Source organism: Planococcus ruber (assembly GCF_022819085.1).
Classification (GTDB): Bacteria; Bacillota; Bacilli; order Bacillales_A; family Planococcaceae; genus Planococcus; species Planococcus ruber.
On record NZ_JALHAG010000012.1, the window covers coordinates 106532 to 133320 of the forward strand.

Annotated in this window: 23 protein-coding genes; 15 read left to right on the top strand and 8 right to left on the bottom strand. The window is 50.3% G+C overall.

From position 1 onward, the window contains the following. Positions 1-22 precede the first annotated feature (22 nt). Both MTR82_RS15380 and MTR82_RS15385 read left to right on the top strand, forming a co-directional pair. Positions 23-352: an ArsR/SmtB family transcription factor gene (locus MTR82_RS15380; RefSeq protein ID WP_246809749.1), complete on the top strand. Its 330-nt coding sequence runs from the start codon at positions 23-25 to the stop codon at positions 350-352. A gap of 35 nt (positions 353-387) precedes the next feature. Beyond that, entirely contained in the window at positions 388-1338 is a 951-nt protein-coding gene (locus MTR82_RS15385; protein ID WP_246809750.1) for a cation diffusion facilitator family transporter, read from the top strand. 61 nt (positions 1339-1399) lie between these two features. Here the strand turns inward: MTR82_RS15385 and MTR82_RS15390 are convergent, their stop codons facing one another. Together MTR82_RS15390 and MTR82_RS15395 are read right to left on the bottom strand one after the other, a co-directional pair. After that, a complete protein-coding gene (locus MTR82_RS15390; protein ID WP_246809751.1) occupies positions 1400-1660 on the bottom strand; it encodes a hypothetical protein in 261 nt (86 codons plus the stop codon). 61 nt (positions 1661-1721) lie between these two features. Then, positions 1722-2066: a hypothetical protein gene (locus MTR82_RS15395; protein WP_246809752.1), complete on the bottom strand. Its 345-nt coding sequence runs from the start codon at positions 2064-2066 to the stop codon at positions 1722-1724. 231 nt (positions 2067-2297) lie between these two features. Between MTR82_RS15395 and MTR82_RS15400 the strand changes: the two genes are divergently transcribed. From MTR82_RS15400 to MTR82_RS15435, 8 genes are all read left to right on the top strand, one after another. Continuing rightward, positions 2298-3860: a response regulator transcription factor gene (locus tag MTR82_RS15400; protein ID WP_246809753.1), complete on the top strand. Its 1563-nt coding sequence runs from the start codon at positions 2298-2300 to the stop codon at positions 3858-3860. Continuing rightward, positions 3820-5628, top strand: coding sequence for a sensor histidine kinase (locus MTR82_RS15405; RefSeq protein WP_246809754.1), 1809 nt, complete (start codon positions 3820-3822; stop codon positions 5626-5628). Before MTR82_RS15400 ends, MTR82_RS15405 begins: the two co-directional genes overlap by 41 nt. A gap of 148 nt (positions 5629-5776) precedes the next feature. Then, a complete protein-coding gene (locus MTR82_RS15410) occupies positions 5777-7069 on the top strand; it encodes an ABC transporter substrate-binding protein (protein WP_246809755.1) in 1293 nt (430 codons plus the stop codon). 111 nt (positions 7070-7180) lie between these two features. Beyond that, positions 7181-8128, top strand: a complete 948-nt coding sequence (locus MTR82_RS15415; RefSeq protein WP_246809756.1) for a carbohydrate ABC transporter permease — start codon at positions 7181-7183, stop codon at positions 8126-8128. Further along, positions 8125-8952: a carbohydrate ABC transporter permease gene (locus MTR82_RS15420; RefSeq protein ID WP_052652884.1), complete on the top strand. Its 828-nt coding sequence runs from the start codon at positions 8125-8127 to the stop codon at positions 8950-8952. Before MTR82_RS15415 ends, MTR82_RS15420 begins: the two co-directional genes overlap by 4 nt. Before the next feature lie 68 nt (positions 8953-9020). After that, positions 9021-11231 carry an alpha-galactosidase gene (locus MTR82_RS15425; RefSeq protein WP_246809757.1) on the top strand — a complete coding sequence of 737 codons (2211 nt, stop codon included), beginning with the start codon at positions 9021-9023 and terminating at the stop codon, positions 11229-11231. A gap of 26 nt (positions 11232-11257) precedes the next feature. Further along, complete coding sequence (locus MTR82_RS15430; protein WP_246809758.1) at positions 11258-12982, top strand: glycoside hydrolase family 35 protein; 1725 nt, start codon at positions 11258-11260, stop codon at positions 12980-12982. A gap of 30 nt (positions 12983-13012) precedes the next feature. Then, entirely contained in the window at positions 13013-15043 is a 2031-nt protein-coding gene (locus MTR82_RS15435; protein WP_246809759.1) for a beta-galactosidase, read from the top strand. 346 nt (positions 15044-15389) lie between these two features. Here MTR82_RS15435 and MTR82_RS15440 read toward each other — a convergent pair whose 3' ends face one another. The 4 genes from MTR82_RS15440 to MTR82_RS15455 form a co-directional block, all read right to left on the bottom strand. Next, positions 15390-16487: an ABC transporter ATP-binding protein gene (locus tag MTR82_RS15440; protein ID WP_052652874.1), complete on the bottom strand. Its 1098-nt coding sequence runs from the start codon at positions 16485-16487 to the stop codon at positions 15390-15392. 147 nt (positions 16488-16634) lie between these two features. Further along, entirely contained in the window at positions 16635-18113 is a 1479-nt protein-coding gene (locus tag MTR82_RS15445; protein ID WP_246809760.1) for a UDP-glucose--hexose-1-phosphate uridylyltransferase, read from the bottom strand. Between the two features lie 2 nt (positions 18114-18115). Continuing rightward, a complete protein-coding gene (gene galE, locus MTR82_RS15450; RefSeq protein ID WP_246809761.1) occupies positions 18116-19111 on the bottom strand; it encodes a UDP-glucose 4-epimerase GalE in 996 nt (331 codons plus the stop codon). 2 nt (positions 19112-19113) lie between these two features. Continuing rightward, on the bottom strand, positions 19114-20292 hold the full coding sequence (locus MTR82_RS15455) for a galactokinase (RefSeq protein WP_246809762.1): 1179 nt from the start codon (positions 20290-20292) through the stop codon (positions 19114-19116). Positions 20293-20418: 126 nt separating this feature from the next. Between MTR82_RS15455 and MTR82_RS15460 the strand changes: the two genes are divergently transcribed. From MTR82_RS15460 to MTR82_RS15480, 5 genes are all read left to right on the top strand, one after another. Then, on the top strand, positions 20419-21573 hold the full coding sequence (locus MTR82_RS15460) for an ROK family transcriptional regulator (RefSeq protein ID WP_246809763.1): 1155 nt from the start codon (positions 20419-20421) through the stop codon (positions 21571-21573). A gap of 42 nt (positions 21574-21615) precedes the next feature. Continuing rightward, positions 21616-22506, top strand: coding sequence for a PucR family transcriptional regulator (locus MTR82_RS15465; RefSeq protein ID WP_246809764.1), 891 nt, complete (start codon positions 21616-21618; stop codon positions 22504-22506). 83 nt (positions 22507-22589) lie between these two features. After that, the gene (locus tag MTR82_RS15470) at positions 22590-23177 is read left to right on the top strand and encodes a hypothetical protein (protein ID WP_246809765.1); all 588 of its coding nucleotides are present in this window, start codon (positions 22590-22592) and stop codon (positions 23175-23177) included. Beyond that, on the top strand, positions 23178-24029 hold the full coding sequence (locus MTR82_RS15475; protein ID WP_246809766.1) for an RCC1 domain-containing protein: 852 nt from the start codon (positions 23178-23180) through the stop codon (positions 24027-24029). It begins immediately after the preceding gene. A gap of 31 nt (positions 24030-24060) precedes the next feature. After that, positions 24061-24540 carry a DinB family protein gene (locus MTR82_RS15480; RefSeq protein ID WP_246809767.1) on the top strand — a complete coding sequence of 160 codons (480 nt, stop codon included), beginning with the start codon at positions 24061-24063 and terminating at the stop codon, positions 24538-24540. A gap of 49 nt (positions 24541-24589) precedes the next feature. Here the strand turns inward: MTR82_RS15480 and gltS are convergent, their stop codons facing one another. Beyond that, positions 24590-25795, bottom strand: coding sequence for a sodium/glutamate symporter (gene gltS / locus MTR82_RS15485; protein ID WP_246809768.1), 1206 nt, complete (start codon positions 25793-25795; stop codon positions 24590-24592). Continuing rightward, positions 25779-26765, bottom strand: a complete 987-nt coding sequence (hutG, locus tag MTR82_RS15490) for a formimidoylglutamase (RefSeq protein ID WP_246809769.1) — start codon at positions 26763-26765, stop codon at positions 25779-25781. The genes gltS and hutG overlap by 17 nt, the downstream gene beginning before the upstream one ends. Between the last annotated feature and the right edge of the window lie 24 nt (positions 26766-26789).

Sequence of the window (26789 nt, forward strand, 5' to 3'; positions counted from 1 at the left end):
GACAGAAAGCGAGGCGGAAGAGATGAAAGAAACCAACGACGCGCTAGCGCTCGACAACAACAGCGATTTGGACGAAGAGACTTTATTCGTCGTGTCCCAGACGTTTAAAGCATTGGGGGACCCGACGCGGATCCGGATTTTGAACTTGCTGGCCGAGCGGGAGTATGCGGTCAATGACATTGCCGAGACGTTGGATTTGAGGCAATCGACGGTTTCGCATCAGCTCCGCTTCCTGAAGAATTTGCGGCTCGTGAAATACCGGCGCGAAGGCACGACCTTGTATTATTCGCAGGACGATGACCACGTCATGAGCTTGCTCAAGATGACGATCGATCATGCGAGCCACAACTAAGAAATAAATTAAACGACAGCGGGGAGGTTTTTCAGTTGGCGCATAACCATGACCACGGGCATGACCATACGCACGGAGCCAATAAAAAGACATTGATCATCAGCTTTATCATCATCACCACCTATATGGTTGTCGAAGCCATCGGGGGGTATTTGACGAACAGTTTGGCGCTGCTTGCGGATGCCGGACATATGCTAAGCGACTCGATTTCGATGGGCGTCGCGATTCTCGCTTTTACACTGGGCGAGAAAGTGGCGGACTACAGCAAAACTTACGGCTATAAGCGATTTGAAATTTTAGCGGCGGTGTTTAACGGCGTGACGCTCGTATTGATTGCGCTGTACATTTTCTACGAAGCGTACCACCGTTTTGCGAATCCGCCGGAAGTCGCATCCGGCGGCATGCTTGCCATCGCATTTGTCGGCTTAGCAGTCAATGTCGTCGTGGCCTGGATTTTGATGCGCGGCGGCGACACGGAAGAGAATTTAAATGTGCGTGCGGCTTTTCTCCATGTAATCGGTGACCTTCTCGGTTCAGTCGGAGCGGTCGCGGCAGCCCTCCTCATCATGTTCTTCGGCTGGGTCTGGGCAGATCCGCTTGCCAGTGTCATTGTCGCGGTCCTCGTATTGATCAGCGGCTGGCGCGTGACAAGAGACGCCGTCCATATTTTGATGGAAGGCACACCGAAAAACATCAACCTCGACGACATCATCCAAACGATGGAGGCCGTCCCAGGCATCGAAAGCATCCATGATCTTCATGCCTGGTGCATCACGAGCGGGCAGAATGCGCTGTCCTGCCATGCGGTCGTCGACGGGAATTTATCGGTGCTGGACAGCCAGAAAATCCTCCGGACCATTGAACACGAACTCGCCCATAAAGGAATCGGCCATGTGACCATCCAGATGGAAAACACCGGCCATCCGCATGAAAACGAATTGCTGTGCCAGAACGAAGGCGAAGCCCATCATGGGCACGCCCATTAAGAGGATGAGGCAAATAAAAAACGCGTAGACCAAAGAATTTCCGGTCCACGCGTTTTTTGGTTCATCTCAGCGCTTGATGTGCCAAATGCTCGTCTTCTTTCTTTACATAAAAATCGTATTGCGCATTATTGGTTTCGGCAGCGCGGACAAAAGGAATATCGCTGCCAGCTGACCCTAAGGAACTTGCATTTATTTTCCGGACGGCATCAAAGGAGACGCCGTTCGCTTGAAGCTGACCGGCGGCGCGGAAATACATCTCATGGCCGAACGCCGAATGAACGAAACATTTCTTTTCGAAAAAGAGAAATCGAATCAGTCCCATCATGGAAACCCCTTCCTGAAACGGCTTTCTCTAACATACGGCTGAAGCAGGGAAAAGTTTCCTATTCAGCAAATGGTTCTTCTTCCGGCTGGCCGAGCTTATCAGTCAGCGTCCGGTAAATGTCTTCAAAATGCTTGCCTTCGTACCACATTTCGCTGTACGCAGCGGAACGGATCAGCGCCTCTTTATCCACTTTCACGACTTCAATCTGGACAGTATTGCTGCGTCCGGTTTCATCGATTTCCCGGCGCTTTTCTTCGATGAAAGCGGCAGAGTTCGGCGGCTCGTATTCCTTGAAAGCTTCTACGACTTCATTAAATACCGTAATGGTGTCTTCCTCGCTTCGAAACAGCCAATAATAGTCTTTCTTTTCCTGCGCTAACCGCAAGTTCAATTGATAATGCATGAAAATTCCTCCTCCATAAAAACGCGTTGGTGATAGTTCTATACCCGAAACGGTGCAAGAAACTCCTTGTTCTTTAAAATAGAGAAGGGCTGCGGAAGGCTTGAAATCTTCTGAATTGCTGACATCATTCCATAAAAAGATGGTACGATGTCTGTAGATTACCGAAGCGGATAAAGGACAGCGGCTTCGGAAAAACTTTTGATTCGACCAGATACAAAAGGGGGCAAATTCATGGGGGATGTGTGCAAAGTTCTCATTGTCGATGATGAAATGCTTATTCGGCAAGGGATCATCAATTACATTGATTGGGAGCAGGAAGGGTTTCAAATTGTGGCGGAAGCATCGAACGGCAAAGAAGCGCTTCAGCTGATGGAAGAGTTTTCTCCGCATATCGTCATCACGGACATCGTCATGCCAATTATGGACGGCATCGATTTAGTGCGGGAAGGAAAGAAAGCTTTCCCGGACATTGAATTTATTGTGCTCAGCAGTTTCGAGAACTTCGATTATGTGCGGGCGACATTTCAGAACGGCGTTGCCGATTACATCTTGAAGCCGAAGCTGAACGGGGAAGAACTGCTGGGCAGTTTAAACAAAATCGTGAACCGGATGCCCGGCCTCTGCCATACCGCTGCGTTGGCAGAACCGACTCGCTCCGTAGAAGACATGCTGGAGCACTTCATACTCGGCTACGACTCGGCGGGGGACAAAGCGAGTTTGGCTGCCGCATTTGCCAATAGCCAATTTGCATTGGTCGGAATTCATGGGAAACAGTTAGAAGCGGCCAAAGCAAAGCGACAGCTTGAACAGCTTCTGCCGGAAGGAACGGCCGTATTTTTGGCAGCTTCCAGTGAAACGGACGCAAAGTTTTTGCTTAACTTCTCACCTTATCAATTTGAAGAAATTAAAAAAGCGATTGCCGCAGAAGCAGCCAAAAGTACAGCAGCATCGTGGCTGGTCTGTGAACCGTTCGGTGCGATTGACGACTTGAAAAAAGTCCATGACGAAAGGTTAAAGAAAATCGAAAAGTATCTCTTCTACCTGCCGGACCAGACTTTGTTCTTTTACGACGAATTGCCGGCAGAAGGAGCGAAACAGGCCAATTTTGATTTGAACCATTTTATCGAGTTGGTGAAAGATCGTCTATTCAACGCAGCTTTCGACTATCTGAAAAGCCACATCGAGTATCTGGCGGGGCGATACAGCAACGACAGTTTTGAGTTCAAATCGTTTTTAGGCAATATCATATTCAATATTATCGTCTTATTAGATAGCTTGAAATACGATACCCAAGAGCTCGAACGAAATAAATACAGCTATTTCACGCATATCAATGAAGCGGAAAATGTAGAAGAAGCGGTGAATGAATTTCACCGGTTTTTAGAAGAAGTGCAGAAAATCATGATGCTGCACGGAGGTTCTGATGAACAGGCCAATAACCTGGACAAGATTCTTTCGTATATTGAACAGCATTACACAGAGCCGCTCCGGCTGTCGGAAATCGCTGCCCATTTCCACTTTAATGCGTCGTATTTGTCCTCTTATTTCAGTACGCACCATAAAGAGGGCTTCAGCGAATACTTGAACCGCATCCGGATCAAGAAGTCGATGGAATTGCTGGAAAACAGTCCGGTGACCATCTCGAACATCAGCGGCATGGTGGGCTATTCGGACCATAGCTACTATTGCAAAGTGTTCAAGCGCATTACGGGTATGTCTCCGGGAGCTTACCGAAAGGAGTACCATGCCGACCATGAAAATGAAGCAAAAGGCCTCGCGCATCTTAAGAAATAACAGCCTCTTCATCAAGATGTTTTTAATCATGGTCGTCAGCATCGTGGCAGTTTCGCTCCTCATCACATTCAGTTCGATCCGCATGTCGTCCGATCTGTTCATGGACACATTCAGCATTTCAAATACGAAAGCGCTGGAACAGATCGAAACGCGTTTTGAAGACTACAGCTTTGCCATCGTCAGCGCAACCAACGAAGTCCAAAATAACGGCACTATCAAAAAGGTATTGACCCAGGAAAACGAAAGCGCCATCGAAACGTCGAAATCCTACCACGACATCAGCCGGCAGATTGAACGCATTTATCCGACTGTCGAATCGTATGACACCAATATGATCGTGCTCGGTGAAAACGAGCGGCTTTACAACATGAATTATTCGAATTGGCCGGTTTCCTGGGAAGTGCTGCGCAACCATCCGATCACCAAACGGTCGATCGAGCAGCCCAATCGCTTGCTTTACCAATTCATGCCGTCGACTTCGTTCAATGACAAACCGATGATTGTCGCCACGAAAGCGCTCATGGAAAGGTCGACCGGCGAAATTTACGGCGTGCTTTATTTTCCGATCCGCGAAGAAGATTGGAAGCGGCTCTATGAAGGCTATACGAGCACCGAAAACGAAGTGCTGCTGGTCAACCAAGACGGCAAGATCGTTTCCAGCAACAAGGACGAAATGATTGGCGATCTGGAGCCGGAACTGCTCGCACTGGCCGAAGAAGTCGAAGAAGAACAATTGGATCTAAAAGAAGTCAATCTCTTTGAAACGAATTATTTGCTGATGTCCCAGTACTTGCCGACGTATGATCTTTATCTAGTCAATCTCGTCAATAAAAATGCCGTGCTGGCCAATTTGATCAATACGAAGGAAATTCTGCTCATCAGCCTCGGAATTGTGCTGGTGGCAGTCGTCATCGTGTTCATCATTTCGCGGAGAATGACGAACTCGATCAGCCGCCTCGTCAAGCAGATTTCGTCTATGGCCAAACACGATTTCAATCGGCCGGTTACGGAGACCGGCGGCTACGAAGCGAAGAAAATCGCCAATGCGTTCAATTCCATGCTCAGCGAATTGAAGGAATATGTCGACTTGGTGGTCCAGGCGCAGCAAAAGCAGCGCACGGCCGAACTCTTGGCGCTGCAGCATCAGATCAATCCGCATTTTCTCTACAATACATTGGCTTCCGTAAAGTTCATGGTCCAGCAAGGCAAAAAGGAGAAAGCGACCGAGATGATCCATGCGCTGATTTCTTTATTGCAGAATGCCTTGAGCAACGTGGACCAGACGATCACGGTAGAGCAGGAAATAGCGGATTTAAAAAACTATGTGCTCATCAATCAGGCGCGCTACGGCGACGGCATCAAAGTGAATTTCTTTGTTTCACCCGATTGCCTGGACTGTCAGGTGCCGAAGCTGATTCTTCAGCCGTTCATCGAAAATGCGTTTTTCCATGCGTTCAATGAGAAAAAAGAAGGGTTCGTCCAAATTTTGGTGTCCCAAAAAAGGGGCAGCCTCATCTGTGAAATTGTCGACAACGGCGACGGCATGGAAATGAAAGGCGATTACACAAAAGAAGACATTAAAGAGAAACGCCATTTGTTCAGCGGGATCGGCATCCGCAATGTCCATGAACGCATCCAAATGATTTACGGGGGGCAATACGGCGTCGAAATATCGAGCGAAAAAGGCGAAGGCACGAAAGTGAAAGTGGAATTGCCGGTTCAAAAGCTGAATGCTTCTGTGAAATCCAATGAAATTACCAATATCTAAAAATAGTCCAAGAAGTATTCAGTGAAGTTTGAACTATCTAAAAATTTTTGGATAAACACCTAAAGATTGTGCTAACAATCTTTTTTTTTATGTCGTTATACTGTAGGAAAGGTGCGAAGTAAAGCGCTTACAAAAAGGGGGATATCAAATGAAGAAGTTCTATCTTATGTTTGCATTGCTTATCAGTTTGGCCGTATTGGCAGCTTGCTCTTCTGGGGATGATGAAGCAAACGGTGCCAGCGGATCCGAAGGTTCATCCGGTGCAGACAGCATCACAGCATGGGCTTGGGACCCTGCTTTCAACATTGCAGCTCTTGAAAAAGCAAAAGAAGCTTACGACGGCGACGTTGAAGTGAAAATTATTGAAAATGCACAAGACGATATTATCCAAAAACTTAACACGGGGCTTAGCTCGGGTACGACAAAAGGAATGCCGAACATCGTTCTGATTGAAGACTACCGTGCACAAAGTTTCTTGCAAGCGTATCCGGATGCGTTCTATCCATTGACTGACGTCATCAACTCGGACGACTTTGCAGACTATAAAATTGCCACAACAAGCTTTGACGGCGAACAATACGGATTGCCATTCGATTCCGGCGTAGCTGGCTTGTATGTCCGCACGGATTATTTGGAAGAAGCGGGCTATACACCTGAAGATCTGACGAACATTACGTGGGACGAATACATTGAAATTGGAAAAGCGGTAAAAGAAGCAACAGGCAAGAACATGCTGACATTGGACCCGAACGATCTTGGCCAAATCCGCATGATGATCCAGACAAACGGTTCATGGTACGTGGATGAAGACGGCTCGACACCAAACCTTGAAGGCAACGAATCACTTGCGAAAGCATTTGAAACGTACAAAAAGATGATGGATGCCGATATCGGCAAAATCGTTTCCGACTGGAGCCAGTTTGTCGGCGCATTCAACAGCGGCGATGTAGCGAGTGTACCAACCGGAAACTGGATTACGCCGAGCATCAAGCAAGCAGAAGACCAATCAGGGAAATGGGCAGTCGTGCCAATGCCGCGCCTTGATATGGAAGGCGCAGTCAATGCGTCGAACTTAGGCGGCAGTTCATGGTATGTCTTGAACGTAGACGGCAAAGAAGAAGCGGCAGACTTCATGCTGCAAACATTCGGTTCCAATGTGGATCTTTACCAAACACTTGTCAAAGACATCGGAGCCCTTGGAACTTACTCAGCAGCAGCTGAAGGCGATGCTTATGCAGTAGAAGATGAATTCTTCGGCGGCCAACAGCTTCTAGCAGATCTATCGACATGGACAGATGAAATTCCAGGCGTTAACTACGGTCTTCACACATACGCAATCGAAGACATTTTAGTAACGGGGATGCAGGATTATCTGAACGGCACAGAGCTGACAAAAGTACTTGAAAACGTTCAGGCTCAAGCAGAAGCGCAGCTGAAATAAGCAAAGGAAAACAAACAAAGCCTTGAGTTGCCGCTAACGGATTGGTAGGAGTGCTTTCCCACTTGCCAGCCATAGGCAGCTCAAGCTTTTTTTATAGGAGGAATGAGAAGTATGAACCAGCCATCATCAGAAAAAAGCAAACTGGATCTCCCGGTAAGCTTGCGCTACAAAGAGACCAAACGCGAGAAAACAGGCGTGTTTTTCAAGAAAAAAGTCGGTTGGTTGTTTGTTATTGTCTCCGTCATCGCCATTACCATCTTCAACTTCTACCCTATGGTCCAAGCCTTTCTTCTATCATTCCAATCCGGAATGGGCGGCAATCTCGAATATACGGGGCTGGACAACTGGCAGCGATTATTCAGTGATCCAACCTTTATCGCAGCGCTAACCAATACATCAATTTATCTTTTGATCCAAGTTCCTTTGATGATTGTATTGGCGTTAATTTTCTCGGTTCTGTTAAATGATCCTAAATTGAAATTCAGAGGCTTTTTTAGAATCGCGATTTTCTTGCCATGCGTCACTTCACTCGTTGCCTACTCCGTCATCTTCAAATACCTGTTCGGCGTAGACGGCATCATCAATCAGTTTTTGCTCAATTTCGGCTTTATTTCAGAAACCATCAACTTTCTGGCCGATCCGTTCTGGGCGAAAGTGGTCATCATTCTCGCCATTACATGGAGATGGACCGGCTACAACATGATTTTCTATTTGGCCGCTTTGCAAAATGTCGACAAATCGATTTACGAAGCAGCGAAAATTGACGGAGCGAATGCATTCCAGCAATTTTTCCAAATCACGATTCCGATGCTGAAGCCGATCATTTTGTTCACGTCGATCACTTCGACGATCGGGACTTTGCAGATTTTCGATGAAATCGTCAATATCACAAACGGCGGACCCGGAAATTCGACGATTTCCATATCGCAGTACATCTACAACCTTTCGTTCGAATACACGCCGGACTTTGGATACGCTTCAACCGTATCGTATGTCATCGTGATTCTCGTTGTGATTCTTTCCATACTTCAATTCAGAGTGGCAGGTGAGAAGAAATGAAAAATTTGAAAAGAATCTTTATCTACACGTTCCTGAGCCTGGCAGCGCTCGTTTCCATTTTTCCGTTTCTTTGGATGCTCGTCAGCATCACCAATAAATCAGTCGATGTGACGCAAGGACGCCTCCTTCCCGGCAGCCATTTGGTTGAAAACATGAAGACGCTTTTCGAAACGGTGGATATCATCCCGGCTCTCACGAACTCAGCAATCATCGCAGTCATCACGACCTTATTGACGCTTCTATTAGCATCGCTTGCCGGCTACGGCTTTGAAATCCATCGCAGCAAAGGAAAAGACATCGTCTTCAATATTTTGCTCCTGTCGATGATGATTCCGTTTGCGGCAATTATGGTTCCGTTGTACCGCATGTTCGGAAGCATCAGTGACACTGCGCCATTGTTCGGCATCGATTCGCTGGCAGCAGTCATTTTGCCGACAGCGACGACGGCGTTCTTCATCTTTTTCTTCCGCCAAAATACGAAAATGTTTCCGAAAGATTTGGTGGAGGCGGGAAGAATCGACGGCTTGAGTGAAATCGGGGTCTTTTTCCGGATTTACATGCCGACAATGAAAACGACATATGCAGCGGCGGCAATCATTTCATTCATGAACAGCTGGAACAATTATTTATGGCCACTGGTCATTTTGCAGTCGCCGGAAAAACGCACCATCCCGCTTTTAATTTCCAATTTGGGATCGAGCTATTCCCCCGACTACGGCGTCATCATGTCTGCCATCGTCATCGCGACTTTGCCGACAGCCCTTGTTTTCTTCCTCATGCAGAAGCATTTTGTAGCAGGCATGATGGGATCGGTGAAAGGCTGACAAATTTGCCTTCTGATGCCGAAATGCGCTCCATCCTAATTTTTTGACCAACGAGCAGGAGGTATAATGTGCCGATTTTATATAACGATGCAACGAAAGAGTTTCACCTGCAAACCGAAAAGACCAGCTATATTCTGTCCATTTTGCAAAACGGGCAGTTAGGGCAGCTTTACTACGGCAAAAAGCTGCGCCACCGGGAGTCGTTTGAGCGTTTGTTCCATATCGAAGAAATGCCGAATACCGCCTGCACCACAGAAGGCGATCCCGTATTTTCCTTGGATTTGATCAAACAGGAATACCCGGCTTTTGGAACGACCGATTTCCGGGAACCCGCTTATCAGGTGCTGCAGGAAAACGGCAGCCGCATCACGGATTTTATCTATAAAGGGCACGCCATCTTTAAAGGCAAAAAGAAACTCGACGGATTGCCTGCAACGTACGCAGAAGAAGAGGCGGAAGCAACAACGTTGGAAATTACGTTATTCGATGAGGAGATCGATGTAGAAATCTGCCTTTCGTACACCGTTTTTGAACAGCTGAATGCGATTGCGCGTTCTGTGAAATTCACGAACCACGGGTCAGCCGAAGTGAATTTAACAAGAGCATTAAGCGCGAGCCTGGATTTGCCAGATTCCGATTTTGAACTGGTGCAGCTATCCGGTGCATGGGTGAGAGAGCGGCATATGAAGACACGCAAGCTCGTGCCCGGCCTTCAAAGCATCGCAAGCACAAGAGGCACAAGCAGTGCCCAGCAAAATCCCTTTTTAGCGTTAAAGCGTCCGGAAACGACCGAGCATCACGGAGATGTCTACGGCGTAAGCCTCGTCTACAGCGGAAACTTCCTTGCCCAGGTGGAAGTGGACCACTACGATGTGAGCCGCCTGATGATCGGCATCAACCCGTTCGATTTCAACTGGCTGCTGGAAAGCGGCGAAACCTTCCAGACTCCGGAAGCGGTTTTCGTTTATTCGGCGGAAGGGTTGAACGGCATGAGCCAGACCTACCACCGGCTTTACCGGACCCGGTTGGCGCGCGGGAAATGGCGTGACCGGGAACGTCCGGTGCTGATCAACAATTGGGAAGCGACTTATTGGGATTTTGAAGAGAAGAAAATTTTTGAACTTGCCCAGTCATCCAAGGAATTGGGTGTGGAATTGTTTGTGTTGGACGACGGCTGGTTCGGCAAGCGCGATGACGACACCACGTCGCTCGGCGATTGGATGGAAGACAAGCGGAAATTGCCGAGCGGCATCACACAGCTCGCCCAAAACATTACGGATTTAGGAATGGAATTCGGCTTGTGGTTCGAACCGGAAATGGTTTCAAAAGCAAGCGACTTGTACCAAGCCCATCCCGATTGGGTGCTGCATGTTCCGAATCGCCGGATGTCGCATGGGCGCAATCAGCTTGTCCTTGATTTTTCGCGGCCTGAAGTGGTGGACCATCTCTACGGCCTGATGGCAAAGGTGCTGAACGATGCGCCGATTTCCTATGTGAAATGGGACATGAACCGCTACATGACCGAAGTCGGCTCGTTGGAATGGCCGGCAGACCGCCAGCGTGAAGTGGCGCACCGCTACATTCTCGGCGTTTATTCGCTGTACGAACGGTTAACGGCGGAATTTCCGCATGTGCTGTTCGAATCGTGCGCAGGCGGCGGGAGCCGGTTCGACCCCGGCATGCTTTACTATGCGCCGCAAGGCTGGACGAGCGATGACACCGACGCGGTGGAACGCTTGAAAATCCAGTACGGAACGTCCATGGTCTATCCGCTTTCGTCAATGGGCGCGCACGTTTCCGCAGTGCCGAACCATCAAGTGGGCCGGGTGACGAGCCTGGAGACGCGGGCCAATACCGCGTATTTCGGCGCGTTCGGCTACGAACTCGATGTCACGAAAATGACGGATGAAGAAAAAGAACAAGTGAAACAGCAAATCCTTTTCTATAAAGAAAACCGGAAGCTGATCCAGCAAGGGCAGTTTTACCGGATCAAAAGCCCATTTGCAAAAGACGGCAATGAAACAAGCTGGATGGTCGTGTCAGACGACCTAGAGGAAGCGCTGCTCGGCTATTACCAAGTATTGGCGCGTCCGAATCCGGGCTATAACCGGATTTTCTTTAAAGGCTTGAACGCTGAATTTGAATATGCGATTGAAGGCGTAGACGATACATTTTACGGCGATGAATTGATGGAAGCCGGTGTGCAGCTGAACCGCTGCCGGAAACAAGCCCATCCGGCTGATTTTTCTTCCGCCCTTTTCAAGCTGAAGCGAGTTTAACGAAAACGTACATAGGAGGCGTCGAATTGCTGACTGTCAAAAACGATTCTTTTTATTTGAATGAACAGCCGTTCCAGGTTTTATCCGGCGGCGTCCATTATTTCCGGACCGTGCCGGAGCAGTGGGAAGACCGGCTCCTGAAACTGAAGGCGCTTGGATTGAATACGGTCGAGACGTATATTCCGTGGAATTTCCATGAACCGAAAAAAGGGGAGTTCCATTTCGAAGGCATGGCGGATATCGAACGCTTTATCGGGCTTGCCCACAAACTTGGCCTGTATGTCATCCTGCGGCCGGCTCCGTATATTTGCGCCGAATGGGAAATGGGCGGTTTGCCGTCCTGGCTCCTAAAAGAAAAAGGGCTGGTCATGAGAAGCAGCCATTTCGCATTTCTCAAGCATGTGGAAGAGTACTTCAACGAGCTGTTGCCGAAATTTAAAAAGCACCTGCTCCAAAACGGCGGGCCGGTCATCGCGCTGCAAATCGAAAATGAATACGGCGCCTACGGCAACGATCTGGACTATTTGGCATTTTACCGGGACCAATACGAGAAACATGAACTCGATACATTTTTATTCACTTCGGACGGGCCGGATTTCATCACGCAAGGTTCGCTGCCGGACGTAGCAACGACGCTGAACTTCGGTTCGCGCGTGGACGAATCGTTCAACGCGTTGGAAGCATTCAAACCGGGCTCACCAAAAATGGTGGCGGAGTTCTGGATCGGCTGGTTCGACTATTGGAGCGGCGAACATACGGTGCGAAGCGGCGATGATGTGGCGGCCGTGTTCAAAGAAATCATGGACAAGAAAATTTCCGTGAACTTTTACATGTTCCACGGCGGCACGAATTTCGGCTTCATGAACGGCGCCAACCACTACGACATCTATTACCCGACGATTACGAGCTACGACTACGACAGCTTGCTGACGGAAGGCGGAGCGATTACCGAAAAATACAAAGCCGTCAAAAAGGTATTGAGCGAATACACGGACGTACCTGCGGATATCGAAGAGACCGTTTCTGCCAAAGAATACGGGACTGTTCTGGTGAATGAAAGCGTAAGCCTGTTTGATGTGCTGGAATCCATCAGCGAAAAAGTGGAGCACATTGTGCCGCTTCCGATGGAGGACATCGGGCAAGCGTATGGCTATACCCTTTACCGCACGACGGTCAATCGCCAAGGGGAGCTGAAATTCAATTCGGGCAATATCCGCGACCGCAGCTCGATTTACGTAAATGGGCGCTGGGCTGCAACGACTTACATTAACGATGAGAATAAAACCGTTGTCTTGGATTTCCCCGGAAAAGTGAACACGCTCGAAATCTTCGTGGAGAATATGGGGCGTGCCAACTACGGCGAACACCTGACCGATCCGAAAGGCTTGATTCAAAACATCTGGCTCGGCGAACAGTATTTCTTCCACTGGGAAATGTTCAAAGTGGAAATGGACCGCTTGCCGTTGGATTATGGGCTGAGTGGAGACGAACGCTATCCGAAATTCTTCCGAGGGTCGTTCGATGCGGCAGAAGGGCTGGATACGTACGTCGATACAAAAGGCTTCACAAAAGGCAACGTCTTTATCAACGGCTTCAACCTCGGCCGCTACTGGAACGAAGCAGGCCCGCAGCAGCGCTTGTATTTGCCGGGGCCGCTATTGAAAAAAGAAGGGAACGAAATCGTCGTATTGGAACTGGAAAACACGGCGACCGGCAAAATCCAATTGCTCGCTCAGCCGAAGCTTAGCTGATGGGGCCGATCATAGAAGGGACGGAATCGAATGATTAACAGGAAATTACCGAAAATCTGGCACGGCGGGGACTACAACCCTGAACAATGGGACGGGAAAGAAATCTGGGATGAAGATGTACGCATGTTCAAACTGGCGGGAATCGACGTTGCAACCTTGAACGTCTTTTCATGGGCGCTCAATCAACCCGATGAAGAGACCTACAATTTCGACTGGCTCGATGACAAAATCAACCGTTTGTACGAAAATGGCATCTATACATGTTTAGCGACGAGCACAGCGGCGCATCCTGCCTGGATGGCGAAGAAATATCCGGACGTGCTGCGCGTGGATTTCTACGGGCGCAAGCGGAAATTCGGCAGCCGCCACAATTCATGCCCGAACAGCCCGACGTACCGCGAATACTCAGAGAAGATTGCCGAGAAATTAGCCGAACGCTATAAGGACCATCCAGCGGTATTGATCTGGCACGTTTCAAACGAATACGGCGGCTATTGCTATTGCGACAATTGCCAGGATGCTTTCCGCGGCTGGCTGAGCGATAAATACGGTACGCTTGAGAAGTTGAACAAAGCCTGGAACACCGGCTTCTGGGGACATACATTCTACGATTGGGACGAAATCGTTCCGCCAAATATCCTAAGCGAAGAACGCGAAAACAACGAATCCGATTTCCAGGGCATCTCGCTCGATTACCGCCGTTTCCAGTCGGACAGCTTATTGGATTGCTATAAACTGGAATACAACGCCATCCGTAAACACGTGGCGGATACGCCGATCACGACGAATTTGATGGGCACGTATCCGATGCTCGATTATTTCAAATGGGCAAAAGAAATGGATGTTGTGTCGTGGGACAACTACCCGGCGATCGATACGCCGTTCAGCTATACCGCGATGACGCATGATTTGATGCGCGGATTGAAAAGCGGGCAGCCGTTCATGCTGATGGAGCAGACGCCGAGCCAGCAAAACTGGCAGCCGTACAACTCCTTGAAGCGTCCGGGCGTCATGCGCTTATGGAGCTATCAGGCAATCGGCCGCGGCGCGGATACGATCCTGTATTTCCAATTGCGCCGTTCGGTCGGGGCTTGCGAGAAATACCACGGAGCGGTCATCGAGCACGTCGGCCATGAAAACACCCGTGTGTTCAATGAAGTCGCGCAGCTTGGCCAGGAATTGAACCAATTGGGCGATACGCTGCTTGATGCACGCGTCAACGCCAAAGTGGCAATCGTCTTTGACTGGGAAAACCGCTGGGCGACAGAACTGTCAAGCGGACCGTCCGTGTCGCTCGACTACGTCAACGAAGTCCATAAATACTACGATGCGCTCTATAAACTCAATGTCCAAGTCGACATGATCGGCGTCGAGGAAGATTTGAGCAAATACGATGTCGTCATTGCGCCGGTGCTTTATATGGTAAAAGAAGGCTACGCTCAGAAAGTGGAGCAATTCGTCCAAAACGGCGGCACGTTCCTGACGACGTTCTTCAGCGGCATCGTCAACGAAACCGATATCGTGACGCTTGGCGGCTACCCGGGGGAACTTCGCAACGTGCTCGGCATTTGGGCAGAGGAAATCGATGCGCTGCATCCGGACATGACGAACCAGATCGTGCTGAAAGGGACCCGCGGCAACATGAGCGGCAGCTATTCGTGCAACTTGCTGTTTGATTTGATCCATACAGAAGGCGCAGAAGTGGTCGCAGAATACGGCTCCGATTTCTATAAAGGCATGCCGGTCCTTACCGTCAACGAGTTTGGAAAAGGGAAAGCGTGGTACGTGGCGTCAAGCCCGGACGCCGACTTCCTGGTCGACTTCCTGCAGACGGTCTGCGAAGAAGCAGGTGTCGAGCCGCTGCTTGCTGTACCGGCCGGCGTGGAAACGACAGAACGCGTGAAAGATGGCCAGACCTATCTGTTCGTGTTGAACCACAACAACGAAGAAGCTACGATCGAATTGAAAGATGCCCGGTACAAAGAAGTGCTGACCAATGAAGAAGTGAGCGGCAACCTTGTCCTGAAAGAAAAAGGTGTGCTCATTTTAGCGAAAGTGTAAAAAGATTCGTCCCAAAAATAATTTAGGACGACACAGACTGCAGACAAATTCAAATCGAGTTTGTCTGCAGTTTTTTTAATGGCTTGAAGCCGTTAAACCGCTCCGGTCGCTTAGGGGACGGCTCCCGCAAGAAGCCAGGAAGAGCGCCTGTCTTCTTGCTTCGCCCACCCCATGGACGCGCCTTCGCTTAGTTTCTTGTTACACGAAGAAAGTAAGGAACATATTCGATTCATTTATCTACTGTCTCCTATCAAAATCTCTCCATACAAAAAACCGGACGAGGGGGGTCGGCCGGTTTTTGCGTACACCATCTATGAAATTGAATCGCTGCCTGTTCTGGTTGCGGTTATTTGATGCGCAGCTCGGATTCGCTGTCGAAGAAATGCGCTTTGTTCATATCGAAGGCCATGTCGATCGTTTGGCCAGCTTGTACGTTAAAGCGGGCATCCACACGCGCCACAAAATCCTGGTCGTTCACTTTTGAATAAAGGACGATTTCCGACCCCATCAATTCGGCCACTTCGACGTACGCTTTGATTTTCGTATGCGGTGAGTGTTCAAGGAAAAGCGGCTCATCATGAATGTCTTCCGGACGGATGCCGAGGACGATTTCTTTGCCGACGTAGCCTTGGTCGCGCAGGACTGACAGTTTGCCTTCGGGCACCAGCACTTTGATGCCTTCCATTTCAAACGAATCCCCGACAATCTTGCCGCGCAGGAAGTTCATGGAAGGCGATCCGATAAAGCCGCCGACGAACATATTGTCCGGCAAATCGTATACTTCCTTCGGCGTGCCGACTTGCTGGATATAGCCGTCTTTCATGACGACCAGGCGCGTGGCCATCGTCATCGCTTCCGTCTGGTCATGCGTTACGTAGATCGTTGTCGTCTGCAGGCGGCGGTGAAGCTTCTGGATTTCCGTCCGCATCTGCACACGCAGTTTCGCATCCAAGTTGGACAATGGCTCATCCATCAGGAACACTTCCGCGTCGCGCACAATGGCACGGCCAAGAGCGACACGCTGGCGCTGACCACCGGACAGGGCTTTCGGTTTGCGGTTCAAGTATTCGTCAAGGCCGAGAATTTTCGAAGCGTTCGCTACGCGTGATTTAATTTCGTCTTTTTTCATTTTGCGGAGCTTCAGGCTGAATGCCATGTTGTCGTAGACGCTCATATGCGGGTAAAGCGCGTAGTTCTGGAACACCATCGCGATGTCGCGGTCTTTCGGCGATACGTCGTTGACGCGCCGGTCGCCGATATACAAGTCGCCGTCTGTAATGTCTTCAAGGCCAGCGATCATGCGAAGCGTTGTCGATTTCCCGCAGCCGGAAGGGCCGACAAGGACAAGAAACTCTTTATCGCGGATTTCCAGGTTGAAATCTTTTACAGAAACGACGCCTTTTTCATATTCTTTTCGGACATTCACTAAATTTAAACCTGCCATGTAAATTCCTCCAATTTGTGTAAGTGCTTTCATTTGTTAAATAAAGCATACCGCAGGAGGGGAGAAATGGTGAATGGCAAGTGTGCACAAAATTCAGCGCAGCCTTCGTGCACATTTGCCAACCGGCCAAAAACCTGCGGCAGCGATTCAGTTATTCACAGCATCGATAAAGCGGTCGAACGCTTCCTTGTCTTTTAACACGCCTGCATCTTCAAGGACCCGGACGAACTTTTTGCCGAGCTCTTCCTGTAAAATCGCATCGGCATCTTCCGAAGTCTGAAGCGTGCCGTACTGCGCTTTTAGCTGTTCTGCCCATTCCAGGTGCGGAAAGGCGATCGTGTGCGGCTTGCCAAGCAGGAACGCCTGGATTTCTGCGAGCTCTTCTTTCAGACGCGGCGGCAGAACCGCAAGCCCCATCACTTCAATCAATCCGATATTCTCTTTCTTGATGTGGTGGACATCCTCGTGCGGATGGAAAATGCCGGATGGATGAGCTTCTGACGTCCGGTTATTGCGCAGCACCAGATCGATTTCAAACAGCTCGCCGCGTTTTCTCGCAATCGGGGTGATCGTATTATGCGGCACGTCTCCTGTGAACGCTAACACGTCTGCTTGTTCATCGGAATAAGTTCGCCATTTCTGCAAAATCGCATCCGCCGCGTCCACAAGCGGCTCGATCGCGGCCGCTTTCAAGCGGATCACGGACAACGGCCATTTCACAACGGAAGCAGTGATTTCCGGATGGGCTTTCAACTGGAAGCCGAAAGCATCTTCCGCCCGGGTCATGGCAAATTCATAGCGCCCTGCCTGATAGTGGTCGTGGCTTAGGATCGAGCCGCCGACAATCGGCAGATCCGCGTTCGATCCGACAAAATAGTGGGGGAAGCATTCGGTAAAAGCAAGCAGCCGTTCAAAGCCTGAGCGGTCGATTTTCATGTCGCGGTGTTCTTCCGACAGCAGGATGCTGTGCTCGTTATAGTAGACATAAGGCGAATATTGCAAATACCAATTCTCACCCCGAAGCGGAATTTTCACAATTCGGTGGTTGGCGCGGGCTGGGTAGCCGATCCGGCCGGTATAGCCTTCGTTTTCTTTGCACAACAGGCATTTCGGATAGCTTAAATTCTGTTTCATTTCCCGTTCCCGTTTGATCTGCATCGGATCTTTTTCGGGCTTGGATAAATTGATCGTAATATCCATCTTGCCATATGGCGTATTTGTCTGATACGAAATATTTTTCCGGATCCGGTTCATCTGGATGTAATTGCTGTTCTGGCTTAATCGGTAAAAATAATCGGTCGCAGCGACCGGCGATTCTGCGTATTTTTCATTGAATACGGCATTGATCACGGAAGGCCGTGCCACAAAGCAATTGATGATATTGGCCGACAGCATTTCCTTGTCGTCCAGCATATGGGAGATTACGCCTTTTTCGACCGCATAATCGACCAACTCTTCCAGAAGGTTCGGGATCGTATCTTCTGCCGGCTGAACCAGCTCTTCCGGAAACGATTCAAGGCCGAGCAGGTGCATGGCCTGGTTGCGCGCATAGTCCTGGTCCGCGGGTTCGATCAACCCGGCTTCCAGCGTTTTTTGGAGGAGTCCTGCAAGCGTTTTGTAGACCATGTTTACACGTCCTTTTCGTAGCCGGCGGGATGCGCCGAATGCCAGCGCCACGCATCGCCAATGATTTTTTCAACGGACGTGTGGACCGGGTTCCAGCCAAGCACTTCACGCGCTTTGTCTGAGCTGGCGATCAAGGTTCCCGGGTCGCCGGCTCTGCGAGGGCCGATTTTCACCGGGATGTCTTTGCCGGTCACCTTACGCGCAGCGTCGATCATTTCGTTCACGGAAAAGCCTTGGCTGCTTCCGAGATTGAAGACGTCGCTTTCGGCGCCGTTTCGAAGATAGTTAAGCGCCAACACATGCGCTTGGGTCAAATCCTCCACATGGACGTAATCGCGGATGCATGTTCCGTCGGGCGTATCGTAATCGTCGCCGAATACCGTAATGTCGCTCCGCTGGCCAAGCGCCGTCTGCAAAATGAGCGGCACAAGATGCGATTCGGGACGGTGGTCTTCGCCGATTTCCGCTGTTTCACGCGCACCTGCCACATTGAAGTAGCGCAGCGAGACAAATTTCAAGCCGTGGGCGAGTGCGGTCCATTTCATCATTTTTTCCATCGTGAGCTTCGTTTCGCCGTACGTATTGCCGGGGTTGGTCGGCATCGTTTCGGTAATCGGCACCATTTCCGGCTCGCCGTAAGTGGCTGCGGTAGAAGAAAAGACGATTTTCTTCACGCCGTGGTTGACCATCGCCTTCAATAAAACCTGCGTGCCGTACACATTGTTATCGAAATACTTGAGCGGATTCTCCATCGATTCTCCGACAAGCGAATTCGCCGCAAAATGCAGCACTTCGTCAATCGCTTCTTTTTCAAATACCGAATCCAAAAACACGGCATCCCGGATGTCGCCTTTATAGAAGACCGCTTTCGGATGCACCGCTTCCCGGTGTCCGGTTTCCAAATTGTCGACAACGACAACTTCCATTCCTTGATCAATCAATTGGTAGACTGCATGGGAACCGATATAGCCGGCTCCGCCTAGTACTAATATCCGCATCATCAAAACTCCTCTGTCAGTTCTTTTGCACCGTCGGAAATTTTCGCTTCATAAAACGAAGGGGCATAGCCGAAGGCTTCGGTGTACTTCTGCGCAATCTGTTCCTTGAAGTTCGCGACTTCCGCGCTGTGGACAATCGCAATGGCGCATCCGCCAAAACCGGCGCCGGTCATGCGCGCACCGATCACGCCGGGCAGCTGCCAAGCCGTTTCGGCAATGGTGTCGAGTTCCGCACCCGTCACTTCGTAGTCATCACGAAGCGAAATATGGGATTCATTCATCAGCTTGCCAAACTCTTGGAGCCGGCCTTGCTCGAGTTCCTGCAATGCCAGCAGCGTCCGCTCATTTTCATAGACGGCGTGCTTTGCGCGTTTCAAGTTCGTGCCGTCTTGGATCAAGTGCTTCACTTCTTCAAATTGCTCCGAAGTCAATTCGCCGAGGCTGGTCACCGAAACTTCCGTCCGGAGATCCGTCAGCGCTTGTTCGCACTCTGCCCGCCGTTCGTTGTATTTGGATTCGGCCAATGTCCGCTGCTTGTTGGAATTGATGATGACGATTTCGTGTTCACCTAAATCCACCGGGGCGTAGCGATAGTCGAGCGTTTGGCAGTCGAGCAGCATTGCCGCATCTTTTTTCCCTTTGCCGATCGCAAACTGGTCCATGATGCCGCTGTTGACGCCGATGTAATCATTTTCAACCTTTTGCCCCAACTGGATCATTTTCAGCCGGTCGATCGCTAAATCGAATAAGCCTTCGAGCACGACGCCGGTTGCCATTTCAATGGAAGCGGAAGAAGAAAGGCCGGCGCCGTTTGGAATGTTTCCGAAAAACAAGATATCCATTCCGTGGGGAATAGGGAAGCCGTTTTCATTGAACAATTGAATCATGCCTTTCGGAAAGTTTGCCCAGCTGTGGTCCGGGTTGTGGGACAAATCGGCAAGATCGCATTCAATGACGCCTTCGTCCGAAAAGTTCAGCGAGTAGAAGCGCAGCTTCTGGTCGCTGCGCTTTTGGGCAGCTGCATAGGTGCCGAAAGAAATCGCTGCCGGAAACACATGGCCGCCGTTGTAGTCCGTATGTTCGCCGATCAAATTGATGCGCCCGGGGGCAAAAAAGAAACGAGGCGAATCCGTCGTTTTAAAGACTTTCTGGAACGCCTGGGACAATTGCTGCTGATTCATCTTCTTCCACTCCAATACTTTATAAATTAATTTAATTAACTAGAGTATAAAGGAATTTGGTAAACTATTCAATAAGAAGATTGAAAATTTCAAACTACAGGAAATGAACGATACGGAGGGACCTTTATGCGCCATGGCAGCTTTCAATGGATGAAGTCGATGAACAAATCGATCATCCTCAATAAAATACGAAAAGACGGACCGATCTCGAGAGCACAGATTGCGCGGGAAACGAATTTGACGCCGCCGACTGTCAGCAGCAACGTCAAAGAGCTGATCGAGCAGCAAATCGTCGAAGAGCGCGACATCGGCGAATCGCAAGGCGGCCGGAAACCGACGATGCTTGTCATCAATGACCAGGCGTTCTGCATCATCGGTGTGGACGCAGGGCCGGAAAATATCGAATGCATCGTCTCGGACTTAGCGGGCCGGATTTTGAAGCGAACCAATATCAAGCTGGAGCTGCCGGTCGACAGCACCGAATTTCTTGATGCCTTGAAACAAGGAATCGCCGCGTGCCTAAATGAACTGCCGGAGACCGCGAACGAAGTGATCGGCATCGGGATCGCGATGCACGGCGTAGTGGATGTGGAAAGGGGCGTTTCGTTAGTGGCTCCGAACCTCGGCCTGTCGAATATTCCGATCAAAGAAGAATTGGAGAAAGCGTTCGGGCTGGAAGTGAAAGTGGAAAACGATGCGCGGGCGATGGCGCTCGGCGAGTACTGGTTCGGCCAGCACGGCGACGTGAGGAGCATGCTCGCGGTGAATATCGGCAGAGGCGTCGGCGCAGGGCTGATCATCGACGGCAAACTGTATCACGGCGCCTCCGATATTGCGGGAGAAATCGGCCATATGACGATCGATTTGCACGGGGAAATCTGCGAATGCGGAAACCGGGGCTGCCTGCAGACTTTTGTCACCGGACCGGCTATTGCACGAAAAGCACAAGGCGCGGCAAATCCGCTGACAGCGGAAACGATCTATGAACTGGCTGTTGGAGGAAACGAAGACTATGCGAGCCTCTTGACCGAATCTGGGCGAGCAATGGGAATCGGCCTGACAAATCTCATCCATATCATTAATCCGGAAAAAATTGTTTTAGGCGGCGGCGTATCAAAAGCGGAGAAGTTTCTGCTTCCGGCGATCCGCGAAACGATTGCGCAATCGGCACTGACAGAATCGGCGAGCCAGACCCGGGTGGAAATCACGAAGCTCGGCGACGATGCGACGCTGTTCGGCGCCATTACCTTATTGCTTGTGGATGTTTTTGAACTGGCATGAATCAGGCTGCAACGAAATTTCTTTAGAGAAAGAAGTGTTTCCATGACTGACCAATTGAAAAAAATCTATCCTTCTTTGATTCAGTATGAAGAAAGAGGCAGTGGAGCGGACGACGGCTATCACTGGTTCATGACCGCGGACAATGACATCATTGGCATTCACGAAAGCGAAGTGGACGACAAAAACCTGGCCGTGCTCACCGCTTTCCTGAAGCCTTATCACAATGAATTTCCGGAGATGACGGCGGAAGAACTGAAATGGCGTCAGGCGATTGAATCTGGGTTAGCTGCAGAGGATGCAGAAACCGCCAATCCTTACCGCTTTGTTTATTTTTCCATTAAGGAAAACCAGATCAGCCCGGAAATTTTCAAAGAAGCGGTCCATGAATTATTTCCGGGAAGCGTACCGATTTTATGGGACAACGGCCACGAAGGCATTTTGATCGAACATACAGAAATCGGCAGCGACAGCATCGTCTACGAGGAGATCATCGATATTTTGATGAGCGATTTGTACATCAAGATCAACTTCCTGGTCGGCCCGTTTAAAGAAGGGATGGAAAAAGCGGCCAGCTACCACGCCTTCATGAAAAAGGCGGCCGCTGCCATTTTTGCTTCTTCCGATAAAGCGGTAGCGAACCTCAGCGACGCAGTGCCGTATATGCTGATCGGCCAAGCGGACGGCGCCGGACATCAGCACATCCGCGAGATGATTTTGCAGGATTATGCAAAAGACGAAGAGACCTTGAAAATGATCGACGTGTTCACGCGCTACAATTTGAATGTCTCAGAAACCGCGAAAGCCTTGCATCTACACCGCAACAGCCTCCAATACCGGCTCGACCGTTTTGCGGAAAACACCGGCATCGACATCCGGAAATTCCATCACGCGATGGCCGTTTATTTGGCGATGCTGGTGGAACCTTCGAATTGAATAAAAGAGGCAGGAAATCGCGCGTTGGCTGTGGAATAACTAGCTAATTGCGCAAGGAACTAAACAACGGGGAGGGAGATGGAGTGAAGAAAATCCTTTATTTGAGTGCAGCTATTCTGTTGCTGTCAGGGTGCGGCGATGAAGAAGACGGGCCGTTTATGAACGCAAATAATCAAGAGACGGCCGTAGAAGAAACACAGCCAAATGAAGAAGAGACTTCAGCAAACGAGGAGGAAACGGAAATGGACAAAGAGCCGGAAACGACGCCGGAAGCTGCCGATGAAACCGCCTTATCCGAATATTCCGCAGAACAAATCGAATATGCCCGCGTCTGGCTGCAGCTCGGCGCCAACCAGGAAATCGACGGCTTGTATGTGAATAAAATTCCGGAAGGCACTCCCTTGAATCCAGACGATGAAACAAGCGCCGCTTATCCGGAAGATGTCATCCAACTGGCAGGATCCCGCCTTGTGGACGGCTCGGTCACTTATAGCGGAAACGGCGACGGCACGATCAACCTGTACAACGTGCCGCTCCGCTGGGACGGCGAGTACCCGGCAGGCGAGGAGTTTTACACGGAGATCCTTGAAAACACGGAACTTGTCGCCATCGATCCGGGCGATGACGGAGAAGTGGTCCGGTTGATTGAATTGCTGCAGGACCAGCCGTAAATGGAAGTTAAACGGCATAACCTCCTTGCAGCCGGATCCCGCCATAGCGCTGCGCTGAAACCGGACGGCACAGTGCTTGCCGTTGGGGACAATCAATACGGCCAATGCGAAGTCGAGGATTGGCAAGAGATCATCGCTATTGCAGCTGGCAGCGCACATATTGGAAATTCCCATACCGTCGGTTTGAGGGGGAAAGGCACGGTGCGGGCGGTCGGATGGAATCAGTACGGCCAATGCGAGACAGAAGAGTGGCGGGACATTGTTTCTATTGCAGCGGGTTGGCGGCGGACGCTTGGCGTGAAGTCGGACGGCACGGTGCTTGCAATAGGCAGAAACAATGAAAAGCAATGCGAAGTCGGCGATTGGCGAGAGATTACTGCCGTTTCGGCAGGCGACTGGCATACCATCGGCCTTAGGAGAGACGGAACCGCCATCGCTGTCGGAAATAACCGCTACGGGCAAAGCAAGGTGTCCGACTGGCACGACTTGGTTGCGGTCTCTGCCGGCTACCTTCATACTGCCGGGTTAAAGTCAGACGGAACGGTGCTTGCAACCGGATTGAACGGAGACGGCCAATGCGATGTGAGTGATTGGCGCGATATCGTCGCGATTTCTTCAGGGAGCCACCATACGCTTGGCTTGAAATCGGATGGCACAGTTGTAGCCACTGGCCGAAATAGAGATGGCCAATGCGACATTCGTCAGTGGCAGAATATCTGTGAAATTGCAGCCGGCAATGCCCATACGCTCGGATTGAAATCGGACGGGACCGTAATCGCTGCAGGCCGGAATGATGAAGGACAATGCAATGTCAGCGGATGGGGCATTCTGGCAGATGAAAGAGACAACTGAAAATGGGCTCCATAAAAAAGGAGGACACTCAATGAAGATGTTTTTCCACTATAACTGGATGGTCAGAGAAGATTGGTACCGCTGGTGCGAAGGGCTGACGGACGAAGAGCTCCTGCAAAGACGGACGGGCGGCCAAGGCAGCATCCTGAAAACATTGTTTCACATAGCAGACGTCGAATGGAGCTGGATCCGTTTGCTTGAAGGGAAAGACGATTTTCAGGAAGACTTCGAGGCATACAACAGCTTACGGAAAGTTCGAGAACTCGATGCGAAATTCCGGCCGGAAGTCGAGAGTTTTGTCGAGAACTGGGATGACAGCATGGAACACCGTATATTAAAGTCGGAAGCGAGGGACGGATCCCTCGATATCGATCAATGGGGAGAAGTGATGCGGCATGTCATCGCGCACGAAATCCACCACATCGGGCAGTTGTCCATCTGGGCACGGGAGATGGGGAAAGAACCGGTGAGCGCGAATCTGGTGGGGCGTGGGCTTGCGGAAACTAAATAAGAAGAGAAAAAGCCCGTTCGGATGAGTTGATCCGGACGGGCTTTCCTTATTAACTGAATAGATTAATCGAAGTAAGAATGATCGGCATCGCAAAGACGTCAATCAGGAACGCACCAACGATCGGCACGACGAGATAGGCTTTTTGCGAATGGCCGTATTTCGAGACGATGGCGTCCATATTGGCCATGGCGTTAGGTGTCGCACCGAGTCCATGTCCCGTGAATCCGCCGACCATAACCGCTGCGTCGTAGTTTTTGCCGAGCAGACGGAACAGCACGAAAATGCCGAATAGGGCAATGAACACCACTTGCGCCATAATGATGATGAAGAGTGGCAACGCTAAGTTTGCGACTTCCCAAAGCTTGATGCTCATCAATGCCATCGATAGGAAAATGCTCAAGGTAATATCGCCGATGATGCCGATGGTCCGCATCTCGATCAAGTCGCCACTCACCTGGTCCAGGATATTCCGGACGATGACTGCAACGAACATCGCACTGACGTAGTTCGGCAAGGCGAAGTCGGTCAAGTTCGTGAATGCCGTCCCGACGTAAGATCCGGCAGCCATACAGAAACCGATGATGAACAACTGGATCATGAACGTTCTTGACGTGATCGGAGCCAACACAGAAGAGACCGCCGATTTTTTCGGAGCCGCTGCTTCCAGTTCCGCATCTTCCGTCGACTTCAAATTGTATTTATTGATCAAGTATTTGACGACCGGTCCGCCGACCAAACCGCCGGCAACGAGGCCGACTGTCGCTGCGGCAAGACCGATTGACAAGGCACCGTCAACGCCGAGCTCTTCAATCGTCGTACCAAAGGCAGTCGCAGCCCCGTGGCCGCCTTCCATCGAAACCGCACCGACCATGACGCCGATCAACGGATCCAAGTTTAGGAGGGAAGCGAGCGAGATGCCGATAACGCTTTGCACCAACGCAAGGAATCCACAAGCGAGCCAGTAGATGACGAGCAGTTTGCCGCCAAGTTTAATGAGGGCGAAGCTTGCACCGAGGCCGACTGTCGTGAAGAACGTCAGCATGAACAAACCTTGAAGCGATGTATCGAGTACGATTTCGATAAGTCCCGTACCGCGCAGCACCGTCAAAATGATAGCCAGCAGCAAACCGCCGACTACAGGCGCCGGGATGCAGTATTTATCAAGAATCTTGATTTTTGAGTTTAAATACGAGCCGACCATGAAGACGGCCAAAGCAAGAAAGATCGTGGTGACTTGGTCAAGTTCGAGAATCATCGTTCCACTCCTTTATGTCCGATTCGTGATGGAAGCTGTCCATGACTTCTGCAACGAAATAAGCGGCCAGTTTCACCGTCTTTTCCTGGATATCGAGATCCGGATTCACTTCCGAAATATCAAAGCTCAAAAGCTTTTGTTTGGAGGCCACATGCCGCAGCAATTGGCGCACGACGAGCGGATCCAAACCGAACGGCGAAGGGGCGCTGACGCCAGGGGCAGCAGATGCCGCAAGCGAATCGGTGCACAAAGTCAGAAGTAAATAATCATACTGGCTGCTGAAAGCATCGATGACCGCAGTCATTTCCGGCAAGTTATGGAGTGTTAGGATCTCCGCAAGTATGTAGGCACAATTCAGTTCATCCGCTTTCTTGAACAAAGCTTTCGTATTGCCGAACGGCTGGATGCCGAGTACGAGGTAGCCGGCATTGGCGTCGCTTTCAAGAATCTGCCGGAACATCGTGCCGGACGACGGCTGTTCCGATTCCCGCATATCAAAATGCGCATCGATATTGATGAGACCGAGTTTTGCATCCGGTCCGATAAATTCCCGCACGCCGAGGTAATGGCCGTAAAGCGTTTCGTGGCCGCCTCCTAAAATGATCGGGGTCAAGGATTTAGTCAATAAAACATTCACGTGGCTGCCGAGTTCCGCTTGCGCTTGTTCCAAGTTTTCCCCTTCACAGACTACGTTTCCGACATCGACGGTTGGAACCGAGCATTGGATGTTGTAGGGAATCGGCGCCAGGGCTTTGCGAATGGCATCCGGCGCTTTTTTTGCACCGAGCCGGCCTTTGTTTCTGCGCACGCCTTCTTCCGATTCAAAGCCGATCAGCGAAAACCCGTTTTCTTTATCGGCCAATTCATCGACGCTTGAATGCTTGACGACTTGGTGGAAACGGAAAAAATCGGAATCCGTTTCGCTGTCCACGCGGCCCGTCCATAAAGCTTTATTTGGTAGTGTATACATGCGAGCACCTCAAATTCCTTTATT